This window comes from Escherichia sp. E10V5 (assembly GCF_004212315.1).
Classification (GTDB): Bacteria; Pseudomonadota; Gammaproteobacteria; order Enterobacterales; family Enterobacteriaceae; genus Escherichia.
Genome location: NZ_RHJM01000012.1, coordinates 63703 through 74026 on the forward strand (window position 1 = coordinate 63703; position 10324 = coordinate 74026).

The following is a 10324-nucleotide window of genomic DNA, read 5'->3' on the forward strand; positions in this document are numbered from 1 at the left end:
CATTAGTATTCAATATGAATTTATTCTGAAAATCATTTGTTAATGGTATTTTTCAGTTTTGTCTTTCGTTGGTTAATCGTAATGTATCGCTGGTAGATACGGAGATCATTATGAAAACCTCAAAGACTGTGGCAAAACTATTATTCGTTGTCGGGGCGTTGGTTTATCTGGTTGGGCTATGGATCTCATGCCCATTGTTAAGCGGCAAAGGCTATTTTCTCGGTGTGTTAATGACGGGAACGTTTGGCAATTATGCTTATCTTCGTGCTGAAAAACTCGGGCAACTGGATGACATGTTTATTCGCATCTGCCAGTTAGTTGCGTTAATCACTATCGGTCTGTTGTTTATCGGTGTTTTAAATGCACCTATCAATGCTTATGAAATGGTGATCTACCCCATCGCCTTTTTTGTCTGCTTGTTTGGTCAAATGCGTTTGTTTCGCTCGGCATGAGCAACATAAAGCTCTTACACATTCAGGAATGAAAGGAATACTGTGATGGAAAACAAAATATCAACCTATTCTCCAGCATTTAGCATTGTGTCATGGATAGCGCTTGGCGGCGGTATTGTTACCTATTTATTAGGGCTATGGAATGCGGAAATGCAGTTAAATGAAAAAGGATATTACTTTGCTGTTCTGGTGCTAGGACTATTTTCAGCCGCATCTTATCAAAAAACTGTGCGGGACAAATATGAAGGCATCCCCACTACATCCATTTATTATATGACCTGCCTGGTTGTCTTTATCATATCTGTTGCATTACTGATAGTTGGTCTGTGGAATGCAACATTATTACTCAGCGAAAAAGGGTTTTATGGTCTGGCCTTCTTTTTAAGTTTGTTTGGTGCAGTAGCAGTGCAGAAGAATATTCGTGATGCTGGAGTTAATCCAGCAAAAGAAACTGTGGTTGTTCAGGAAGAATATAGCGAATAATCCTTGTAAGCCCGGTCAGTGTGACCGGGCTTTTGCTCAACTTACGAATCTGTTGCGGTCGATTCGTTGCACCAGCACAGAAAGTAATAAGCTTGTGGCCAGCGTGGCGCAGAAGATCCAGATAATATCCAGTATTGGCCAGTTTTTAAGCTCAATCCCCCGGGTACGCAGCGCATGGATAATCAATGCGTGGAACCCGTATATACCTAAAGAATGGCGTGATATCAGCCCAAGCCCGGGAACAGTGCGTGTATCCAGCGTATTTTTTACCAGCGTCAGTAACGCGATTGCACAGATAAAAACCATCGGTCCGCAATAGAGATACCAGGTATCGGCAAAATTTCCTCGCCACTGTAATTCATATAATGTCCCGCGAGAGATAATAAATACCCCCGCAACAAACAGCGTGGCGCTCACCCACGACAGTGATTTATGTTGCGTATCCATCATGCCAATGGCGCGGCCCAACATGCCATACAGGATGTAGTAAAAAGTATCGCCATTGATATATAAGTTAATCGGTAGCCATTCGAAGCCGTCAATCTTCTGTGGCACTGTGTTTGGGTTAGCGATGATGCCAATCACCACCATTAGTACCAGCAACATTTTACCGCTAACGTTTTTCACCTGAACCAGCGGCGAAACCAGATAAATCACCGCAATCGCGAAGAAAAACCATAAGTGATAAAACACAGGCTTTTGTAGCAGGTTTTTCAGCGCTAACTCCACATTGATAGCGGTAAAAAGCGCAATGTAGATCAACGCGATGACACTATAAAACAGCAGACATAAGCCAATGCGCAAGAAATGACGTGGTTGGGCGCTACGTTCGCCAAAAAAGAGATAGCCGGAAATCATGAAAAATAGCGGCACGCTGACGCGGGAGGCAGAATTTAGAACATTCGCGATATCCCAGGTTACGGGGCTAACGCTATGGGCGTTGGTTACATACCAGGTGGTGGTATGAATCATCACCACCATTAAACAGGCTATCCCTCGCAGGTTATCAATCCAATAAATTTTGGGCTGCATCTGTGTCTCTGTAACTGGTTAAAAAAGGTCTGACCGATAAATCATTCAGCTGGTGCACTGGAATAATCCGAGTTTTATCTCTACAGCTTATAGAGGCTTGAGGAAATTCGTTAGATTCAGCCACTATACCGATATTAATAATAAGACTCACCTGCAAATAAGACGGTAATTTAATGATGATGAACTCTTTCTTTCCAGCAATGGTACTTATTGTGTTAGTGGGATGCTCGACACCGCCACCCGAGCAGAAAGCACAGCGGGTAAAGGTTGAGCCGCTGCGTTCATTGAATATGGAAGCATTGTGCAAGGGTCAGGCAGCAAAACGTTATAACACCGGTGAGCAAAAAATCGACGTCACTGCCTTTGAACAGTTCCAGGGAAGCTACGAAATGCGAGGTTATACCTTCCGGAAAGAGCAGTTTGTCTGTTCTTTTGACGCAGATGGCCATTTTTTGCATCTTTCCATGCGTTAAGCCCTGCTTTTTCCCGTTTCGTACTGTATATCTTCCATCCAGCGGGTATACTGATCCCTTCCTTTAAATCCACACGTATCCAGCACGAAATAATATGCAAAAGTTTGATACCAGGACCTTCCAGGGCTTGATCCTGACCTTACAGGATTACTGGGCTCGCCAGGGCTGCACCATTGTTCAACCATTGGACATGGAAGTCGGCGCGGGAACCTCTCACCCAATGACCTGTCTGCGCGCGCTGGGGCCAGAACCGATGGCGGCTGCTTATGTTCAGCCTTCTCGTCGCCCGACCGATGGTCGCTACGGAGAAAACCCCAACCGTTTACAGCACTACTATCAGTTCCAGGTGGTGATTAAGCCATCGCCGGACAATATTCAGGAGCTGTACCTCGGTTCTCTGAAAGAGCTGGGCATGGACCCGACTATCCACGATATCCGTTTCGTGGAAGATAACTGGGAAAACCCGACGCTGGGTGCCTGGGGGCTGGGCTGGGAAGTGTGGCTGAACGGCATGGAAGTGACGCAGTTCACTTACTTCCAGCAGGTTGGTGGTCTGGAGTGTAAACCGGTTACCGGCGAGATCACCTACGGTCTGGAACGTCTGGCAATGTACATTCAGGGCGTAGACAGCGTTTACGACCTGGTCTGGAGCGACGGCCCGCTGGGTAAAACCACCTACGGCGACGTGTTCCATCAGAACGAAGTGGAGCAATCCACTTACAACTTCGAATACGCGGATGTGGACTTCCTGTTCACCTGCTTCGAGCAGTACGAGAAAGAAGCGCAGCAGCTGCTGGCGCTGGAAAATCCGCTGCCGCTGCCAGCCTACGAACGTATTCTGAAAGCCGCCCACAGCTTCAACCTGCTGGATGCGCGTAAAGCCATCTCCGTCACCGAGCGTCAGCGCTACATTCTGCGCATTCGCACCCTGACCAAAGCAGTGGCAGAAGCATACTACGCTTCCCGTGAAGCCCTCGGCTTCCCGATGTGCAACAAAGATAAGTAAGAGGCGGCTATGTCTGAGAAAACTTTTCTGGTGGAAATCGGCACTGAAGAGCTGCCACCAAAAGCACTGCGCAGCCTGGCTGAGTCCTTTGCTGCGAACTTTACTGCGGAGCTGGATAACGCTGGCCTCGCACACGGCACCGTTCAATGGTTTGCTGCTCCGCGTCGTCTGGCGCTGAAAGTAGCTAACCTGGCAGAAGCACAGCCGGATCGCGAAATTGAAAAACGTGGCCCGGCAATTGCCCAGGCGTTCGACGCCGAAGGCAAACCGAGCAAAGCGGCAGAAGGTTGGGCGCGTGGTTGCGGTATTACCGTTGACCAGGCAGAGCGCCTGACCACTGACAAAGGTGAATGGCTGCTGTATCGCGCCCACGTGAAAGGCGAAAGTACCGAAGCACTGCTGCCGAATATGGTTGCGACTTCGCTGGCGAAACTGCCGATCCCGAAACTGATGCGCTGGGGCGCGTCTGACGTACACTTCGTGCGTCCGGTTCACACTGTAACCCTGCTGCTGGGCGACAAAGTTATTCCGGCGACGATCCTGGGCATTCAGTCCGATCGCGTGATTCGCGGTCACCGCTTTATGGGCGAACCGGAATTCACTATCGACAATGCCGATCAGTATCCGGAGATTCTGCGTGAGCGCGGGAAAGTCATCGCCGATTATGAAGAACGTAAGGCGAAGATTAAAGCCGATGCCGAAGAAGCAGCGCGTAAGATTGGCGGTAACGCTGACTTAAGCGAAAGTCTGCTGGAAGAAGTGGCTTCTCTGGTTGAATGGCCGGTTGTTCTGACCGCGAAATTCGAAGAGAAATTCCTCGCTGTGCCGTCTGAAGCACTGGTTTACACTATGAAAGGTGACCAGAAGTACTTCCCGGTGTACGCGAACGACGGCAAACTGCTGCCGAACTTTATCTTCGTCGCCAACATCGAATCGAAAGATCCGCAGCAAATTATCTCCGGTAACGAGAAAGTCGTTCGTCCACGTCTGGCAGATGCCGAGTTCTTCTTCAACACCGACCGTAAAAAACGTCTGGAAGATAACCTGCCGCGCCTGCAAACCGTGCTGTTCCAGCAACAGCTGGGTACGCTGCGCGACAAAACTGACCGCATTCAGGCGCTGGCTGGCTGGATTGCTGAACAGATTGGCGCTGACGTCAACCACGCAACCCGTGCGGGTCTGCTGTCTAAGTGTGACCTGATGACCAACATGGTCTTCGAGTTCACCGACACCCAGGGCGTTATGGGGATGCACTACGCGCGTCACGATGGCGAAGCGGAAGATGTCGCTGTTGCGCTGAACGAGCAGTATCAGCCGCGTTTTGCCGGTGATGACCTGCCGTCTAACCCGGTGGCCTGTGCGCTGGCGATTGCTGACAAGATGGACACCCTGGCGGGTATCTTCGGTATTGGTCAGCATCCGAAAGGCGACAAAGACCCGTTTGCGCTGCGTCGTGCCGCACTTGGCGTGCTGCGTATTATCGTTGAGAAGAACCTCAACCTTGATCTGCAAACGCTGACCGAAGAAGCGGTGCGCTTGTACGGTGATAAGCTGACCAACGCCAACGTGGTTGATGACGTTATCGACTTTATGCTTGGTCGCTTCCGCGCCTGGTATCAGGACGAAGGTTACACTGTTGACACCATCCAGGCGGTACTGGCGCGTCGTCCGACTCGTCCGGCAGATTTCGATGCTCGTATGAAAGCAGTATCGCACTTCCGTACGCTGGATGCGGCGGCTGCACTGGCGGCGGCGAACAAACGTGTATCCAACATTCTGGCGAAATCTGCCGAAGTGCTGAGTGATCGCGTGAATGCCTCTACCCTGAAAGAGCCGGAAGAAATTAAGCTGGCGATGCAGGTTGTGGTGCTGCGCGACAAACTGGAGCCGTACTTTGCTGAAGGTCGTTACCAGGATGCGCTGGTCGAACTGGCCGAGTTGCGTGAACCGGTAGATGCGTTCTTCGATAAAGTGATGGTCATGGTTGATGACAAAGATCTGCGTATCAACCGTCTGACCATGCTGGAAAAACTGCGCGAATTATTCCTGCGCGTTGCGGATATTTCGCTGTTGCAGTAATAACACTGTTATTAAATAGCCTGCCACTTGGCAGGCTTTTTTTATAGCTAAATAATACAGCTACCTTTAATAATTTTCTGCTGAATAAAAATTATCTCATATATTAATTTCATGAGATTTTTTTAGGATTTTATTAAGGAGAGGAAAGGAATTTATTACGCTAGAATAGCTGTGGGTGCTTGAGACTGTTTGTCTCAGGTATTCACCGAAAGGCAGACAGAGAAAAGCCCCACCTGACTATAAATCAAAGTGAGGCTACCTCTATGCCTGAACACCATAAGGTTAGCCTCTTACTCGTTGGAAATCAACACAGGAGGCTGGGAATGCCGCAAAAATACGGATTACTTTCTTTAATAGTGATTTGTTTCACGCTTTTATTTTTCACCTGGATGGTAAGAGATTCACTGTGTGAATTGCATATTAAACAGGGGAGTTATGAGCTGGCGGCATTTTTAGCCTGCAATTTGAAAGAGTAAGAGTCTTCGGCGGGAAGTTATTCCCGCCTTTCTTACGGTGTTGGGTATTCTCAATGCACCCTAATTTATTTCCTTGATGAATATTATTTAAAAAATGCGAATGGATTTGGCTATTAAATAGGTTTTTAATTGAGAACAGGAATGGTTCGGGGCCTTCATGAATAAACTGCTTTTACTGTTGATAATGCTTTATCAACGACATCTTTCTCCTCGCAAAGGATATCGCTGTGCTTACAGTGTGTTGTACCAAACGCAGGGATGTTCGGGGGCAGTCAAAGAGATTATTCAACAGAAAGGTGTTATTGCAGGCTGGGGCGAGATACGTCAGCGTTTTGCAGATTGCCGACTTGCGGCACAGACAATCAGGCAGAAGCAACACCTGAACGAGGTAATACGTAAAAAGAAGAATAATGATTGTGATTGTTCCGGGTGTGATGGTGCGGTCTGTCGTGATTGCGACATCCCGGTGCCGGATCTGGATTGTTCCTGCGACTGTTCTTCTCTACATTTAAAGCGGTTTTTCCAATAAAAAAATCCCCGCCAAATGGCAGGGATCTTAGATTCTGTGCTTTTAAGCAGAGATTACAGGCTGGTTACGTTACCAGCTGCCGGGCCTTTAGCGCCGCTTTCGATGGTGAAGGACACTTTCTGACCTTCGTCCAGAGATTTGTAACCATCGTTCTGGATAGCAGAGAAGTGTACGAACACGTCTTTAGAACCATCGTCAGGAGTGATGAAGCCGAAGCCTTTGTCAGCGTTGAACCATTTTACGATACCAGTCATTTTACCGGACATAGTGTATTACCTTTAATAATTAAGTGTGCCTTTCGGCGATATGGCGTGCTTTACAGATTTTGAAGCGTTAAAGGAAATGTGCACTACGAGGGGTATCAACGATAACTCTTGAAGGGACTTGCCTTACTACACTGCTTTAATGGTCTGTACGTCAAACCGTTGATGTGCATTAAGCCACGCATTGGAGGTGGATGCAACAATTATTTTTCAAATTTATGATTAATCGGTCGGAAAACGGCCCTGTCATCAGGACCGTAAACATCAAAAAAGTTAATAAAACTCTATTCCATCAACTGCTTACTTAATGCCGGATTGGCCTGAATCAGACGCATTAATTTTAGTTCAGCACTGGAAGGCTTCACTCGTCTGGATTCCCATTCCTTTACCATCGCAACGGATACGCCCAAAACACGAGCGAAATCATCAATTTTTAACCCCGTTCCTTTGCGTAATTGCTCAATCTCGGTACAGGGCGTAGGTCTGTGCATCAGGGTAATCTTCTGTGTTTCATCTTTAAAAACAATTTGTTCCAGGCTGCTCAACAGCTCAAGCATTGGATCTTTATATTCCATTGAAAACTCCTCAAATCACACTGCGGGATCGTGAATTGCATTGAAGCTCATTAAGAATAGTCGGGAAACACAGACTCAGCGGGAAGCAACCAGAGTGTGATTCGATTCAGCCTATCAATAACTGTGACTTATAGTTGCCTAACGATATGATTAATGCCGATATATTTCGCAGAATCCCGGATTGTAAAGATTCCGAAAATTTCACCTACCTAAGAGAAGTAAAGTCCTGGCTAAAAAACGCAATAGCAATGCCTGTTTTTAACAATGAAACAACAAATTAACCTTCCTTCATTTTCTACATCATTTTCCCAGGAAGATTATGCATAAAGGGTATCTTGCAAGCTTGTCCTGGACTATCCTTGTCACGTCAGACACGCGTGTGTCGTTGTGCGCTTTTTTTGGGTGAAAGGAGTAAGAAAATGGCGACAGGAAAGTCCTGCTCTCGCTGGTTTGCGCCTCTTGCGGCGTTATTAATGGTAGTTAGCCTGAGTGGGTGTTTTGATAAAGAAGGCGATCAGCGTAAAGCGTTTATCGACTTCCTGCAGAATACAGTGATGCGTAGCGGTGAACGTCTACCAACCTTGACTGCCGATCAGAAAAAACAATTTGGTCCTTTTGTCTCTGATTACGCGATTCTGTATGGCTATTCCCAACAGGTGAATCAGGCGATGGATTCCGGTCTACGTCCGGTTGTAGACAGCGTTAACGCAATTCGTGCACCACAGGATTATGTCACGCAAAGTGGTCCGCTGCGTGAAATGAACGGTTCGCTGGGTGTACTGGCGCAACAGCTACAAAATGCGAAGTTGCAGGCCGATGCTGCGCACTCTGCGCTGAAACAGACTGATGATCTGAAGCCGGTCTTTGATCAGGCATTCACCAAAGTGGTGACGACACCGGCTGATGCGTTACAACCGTTGATTCCGGCGGCACAAACCTTTACACAACAACTGGTAATGGTTGGGGACTATATTTCCCAGCAGGGTACTCAGGTAAGCTTTGTGGCGAATGGCATTCAGTTCCCGACTTCGCAGCAGGCGAGTGAATATAACAAACTGATTGCGCCATTACCGGCACAACATCAGGCGTTTAATCAGGCCTGGACCGCAGCAGTAACTGCAACCCAATAAAGAGTAAAAGCCCGGGAGATTTTCGGGCTTTTCTCCACGCAGTCGCGGTTATTCCGCGACTTGCGGATTCACACAGTTCTTCTCGACATTCCCTTGTAACGCATTAATCAAATTATCCACCGCACAGGCGGCCATGCCATAACGCGTCTCATGAGTAGCAGAACCAATATGTGGGACTGCGACGACATTTGCCATTGAGAGCAGCGGTGAATCTACTGACAGTGGCTCTTGTTCGAAGACATCCAGTCCGGCGGCGTGAATTTCCCCTTTCTGCAATGCCACAATCAGTGCATTTTCGTCAACCACCGGTCCACGTCCTGCATTAATGAAGATTGCGGAGGATTTCATTTTGGCGAATTGTTCAGCGCCAAACAGGTGATGCGTTTCTTCAGTTAGCGGCAGGATCAGGCAAACGAAATCCGATTCTTGTAACAGCGTATCCAGATCGCAATAACGGGCGTTAAAGCGTTCTTCAGCTTCTTTATGGTGGCGGCGAGCGTTATAGAGAATCGGCATGTTGAAGCCAAAGTGCGCCCGTTGTGCCAGTGCCATGCCAATCCGTCCCATCCCGACAATGCCAAGAGTTTTATGATGCACGTCGCTGCCGTACCAGTCCGGGCCAATGCTCGCGGTCCATTCGCCTGCTTTTACGCGTTCTGCTACCTCGACAACCCGACGCGCGGTACACAGCACCAATGCCATCAGCGTATCGGCCACCGTTTCCGTTAATACGGTTGGCGTATGCATTAGCAGGATTTTTCGGGCGGTAAGCGCATCGACATCGAAATTGTCGTAGCCTACAGAGATAGTTGATGTGGCACGCAGTTTCGGCATTTTGTCCAGCAACGCGGCATCAACATTTTCATTTGAACCTAACAAGCCCTCGGCTTCGGCAAAAATTTCCGCGTTTTGCGCGACGGTCTGTGGAGTGAGGTCTGTCACCTGGTGAACGGTGAAATGTGCTTGCAGGCGTTGCAGTAAATCATCAGGTAAGGCTTTGTAGAGGATAACGGACGGCTTCATGCTTCTCTCCATTCACTGATAAGGCGATCACCTTAGCCTGAAAAATGAAGCAGGAAAACCTAAGAATACCAGGTGATTGAATCACCACCTGGCATGAAAGTGATTACAGCGGGCTTAAGGTAATTTCTACGCGACGGTTTTGGGCTTTGCCTTCTGCGGTGCTGTTGCTGGCGATCGGGTTAGCCGGACCAAGACCCTGGGTACGAATACGGCTGGCGTCAACGCCCTGGGTAATCAACGCGCTGGCAACGGAATCTGCACGCTGCTGCGACAGACGCATGTTCAGGTCATGACCACCAGTGCTGTCGGTGTAGCCAATCACGTTAACCGCCGTTTTCGGGTACTCTTTCAGTACCATTGCAACACCGGTCAGGGTGTTAGCACCTGCTGGTTTCAGAGTGGCGCTGCTGCTGTCGAAGGTCACATTGTTCGGCATGTTGAGGATAATGTTGTCCCCGCTGCGCGTTACGCTAACGCCGGTGCCGCGCATTTTGTCGCGCAGTTTCGCTTCCTGCACATCCATGTAATAGCCAACGCCGCCGCCCAGTGCCGCGCCTGCTGCTGCGCCAATCAGTGCGCCTTTACCACGATCTTTCTTCGAAGAAGAGAGTGCGCCAATGCCCGCGCCAACGAGAGAGCCCAGACCCGCGCCAATAGCAGATTTACCCGCTTCGCGTTCGCCGGTGTAAGGGTTAGTTGTACAGCCAGATACCGCCAGAGCGCCACTCACAACGGCGGCAATAAGATAAACACGTTTCTTCATTGTTAATCCTTAATAACCTTTTTATTCTTTGCCACGGGTT

13 protein-coding genes are annotated in these 10324 nt (G+C 48.6%); 8 read left to right on the forward strand and 5 right to left on the reverse strand.

The window, feature by feature from the left end:
* Nucleotides 1-110 precede the first annotated feature (110 nt).
* Together yiaB and yiaA are read left to right on the forward strand one after the other, a co-directional pair.
* Entirely contained in the window at nucleotides 111-452 is a 342-nt protein-coding gene (gene yiaB / locus D9738_RS09820) for an inner membrane protein YiaB (RefSeq protein WP_130210044.1), read from the forward strand.
* A gap of 45 nt (nucleotides 453-497) precedes the next feature.
* Nucleotides 498-935 (forward strand): inner membrane protein YiaA, encoded by a 438-nt coding sequence (gene yiaA, locus D9738_RS09825; RefSeq protein WP_130260111.1) that lies wholly within the window; start codon nucleotides 498-500, stop codon nucleotides 933-935.
* 36 nt (nucleotides 936-971) lie between these two features.
* On the opposite strand, the gene wecH is transcribed toward yiaA, so the two are convergent.
* Nucleotides 972-1967 carry an O-acetyltransferase WecH gene (wecH, locus tag D9738_RS09830; RefSeq protein WP_130260112.1) on the reverse strand — a complete coding sequence of 332 codons (996 nt, stop codon included), beginning with the start codon at nucleotides 1965-1967 and terminating at the stop codon, nucleotides 972-974.
* Between the two features lie 173 nt (nucleotides 1968-2140).
* Here wecH and D9738_RS09835 point away from each other — a divergent pair, with 173 nt between their 5' ends.
* The 5 genes from D9738_RS09835 to yidD all read left to right on the forward strand — a co-directional run bounded on the left by D9738_RS09835 (nucleotide 2141) and on the right by yidD (nucleotide 6530).
* Nucleotides 2141-2440, forward strand: coding sequence for a YsaB family lipoprotein (locus D9738_RS09835; RefSeq protein WP_130260113.1), 300 nt, complete (start codon nucleotides 2141-2143; stop codon nucleotides 2438-2440).
* A 94-nt stretch (nucleotides 2441-2534) separates the two neighbouring features.
* Nucleotides 2535-3446, forward strand: coding sequence for a glycine--tRNA ligase subunit alpha (gene glyQ / locus D9738_RS09840; RefSeq protein WP_001168544.1), 912 nt, complete (start codon nucleotides 2535-2537; stop codon nucleotides 3444-3446).
* A gap of 9 nt (nucleotides 3447-3455) precedes the next feature.
* Complete coding sequence (gene glyS, locus D9738_RS09845) at nucleotides 3456-5525, forward strand: glycine--tRNA ligase subunit beta (protein WP_130260114.1); 2070 nt, start codon at nucleotides 3456-3458, stop codon at nucleotides 5523-5525.
* A gap of 323 nt (nucleotides 5526-5848) precedes the next feature.
* Nucleotides 5849-6001, forward strand: coding sequence for a type I toxin-antitoxin system toxin HokA (gene hokA, locus D9738_RS09850; RefSeq protein ID WP_001135725.1), 153 nt, complete (start codon nucleotides 5849-5851; stop codon nucleotides 5999-6001).
* A 157-nt stretch (nucleotides 6002-6158) separates the two neighbouring features.
* The gene (gene yidD / locus D9738_RS09855; RefSeq protein ID WP_130260115.1) at nucleotides 6159-6530 is read left to right on the forward strand and encodes a membrane protein insertion efficiency factor YidD; all 372 of its coding nucleotides are present in this window, start codon (nucleotides 6159-6161) and stop codon (nucleotides 6528-6530) included.
* 53 nt (nucleotides 6531-6583) lie between these two features.
* Here yidD and cspA read toward each other — a convergent pair whose 3' ends face one another.
* Nucleotides 6584-6796 carry an RNA chaperone/antiterminator CspA gene (gene cspA / locus D9738_RS09860; RefSeq protein ID WP_000014594.1) on the reverse strand — a complete coding sequence of 71 codons (213 nt, stop codon included), beginning with the start codon at nucleotides 6794-6796 and terminating at the stop codon, nucleotides 6584-6586.
* Between the two features lie 281 nt (nucleotides 6797-7077).
* Entirely contained in the window at nucleotides 7078-7368 is a 291-nt protein-coding gene (locus D9738_RS09865) for an HTH-type transcriptional regulator (protein WP_130210056.1), read from the reverse strand.
* 419 nt (nucleotides 7369-7787) lie between these two features.
* Between D9738_RS09865 and D9738_RS09870 the strand changes: the two genes are divergently transcribed.
* Nucleotides 7788-8498: a DUF3053 domain-containing protein gene (locus tag D9738_RS09870; protein WP_130210058.1), complete on the forward strand. Its 711-nt coding sequence runs from the start codon at nucleotides 7788-7790 to the stop codon at nucleotides 8496-8498.
* A gap of 48 nt (nucleotides 8499-8546) precedes the next feature.
* Here the strand turns inward: D9738_RS09870 and ghrB are convergent, their stop codons facing one another.
* Nucleotides 8547-9521, reverse strand: coding sequence for a glyoxylate/hydroxypyruvate reductase GhrB (gene ghrB, locus D9738_RS09875; protein WP_130260116.1), 975 nt, complete (start codon nucleotides 9519-9521; stop codon nucleotides 8547-8549).
* 103 nt (nucleotides 9522-9624) lie between these two features.
* Complete coding sequence (locus D9738_RS09880) at nucleotides 9625-10284, reverse strand: OmpA family lipoprotein (protein WP_000747625.1); 660 nt, start codon at nucleotides 10282-10284, stop codon at nucleotides 9625-9627.
* Nucleotides 10285-10324: the final 40 nt, after the last annotated feature.

Coding starts and splice junctions, on each gene's coding strand:
- yiaB (WP_130210044.1), top strand. CDS start 111: ATGAAAACCTCAAAGACTGTGGCAAAACTATTATTCGTTGTCGGGGCG.
- yiaA (WP_130260111.1), top strand. CDS start 498: ATGGAAAACAAAATATCAACCTATTCTCCAGCATTTAGCATTGTGTCA.
- wecH (WP_130260112.1), bottom strand. CDS start 1,967: ATGCAGCCCAAAATTTATTGGATTGATAACCTGCGAGGGATAGCCTGT.
- D9738_RS09835 (WP_130260113.1), top strand. CDS start 2,141: ATGATGATGAACTCTTTCTTTCCAGCAATGGTACTTATTGTGTTAGTG.
- glyQ (WP_001168544.1), top strand. CDS start 2,535: ATGCAAAAGTTTGATACCAGGACCTTCCAGGGCTTGATCCTGACCTTA.
- glyS (WP_130260114.1), top strand. CDS start 3,456: ATGTCTGAGAAAACTTTTCTGGTGGAAATCGGCACTGAAGAGCTGCCA.
- hokA (WP_001135725.1), top strand. CDS start 5,849: ATGCCGCAAAAATACGGATTACTTTCTTTAATAGTGATTTGTTTCACG.
- yidD (WP_130260115.1), top strand. CDS start 6,159: ATGAATAAACTGCTTTTACTGTTGATAATGCTTTATCAACGACATCTT.
- cspA (WP_000014594.1), bottom strand. CDS start 6,796: ATGTCCGGTAAAATGACTGGTATCGTAAAATGGTTCAACGCTGACAAA.
- D9738_RS09865 (WP_130210056.1), bottom strand. CDS start 7,368: ATGGAATATAAAGATCCAATGCTTGAGCTGTTGAGCAGCCTGGAACAA.
- D9738_RS09870 (WP_130210058.1), top strand. CDS start 7,788: ATGGCGACAGGAAAGTCCTGCTCTCGCTGGTTTGCGCCTCTTGCGGCG.
- ghrB (WP_130260116.1), bottom strand. CDS start 9,521: ATGAAGCCGTCCGTTATCCTCTACAAAGCCTTACCTGATGATTTACTG.
- D9738_RS09880 (WP_000747625.1), bottom strand. CDS start 10,284: ATGAAGAAACGTGTTTATCTTATTGCCGCCGTTGTGAGTGGCGCTCTG.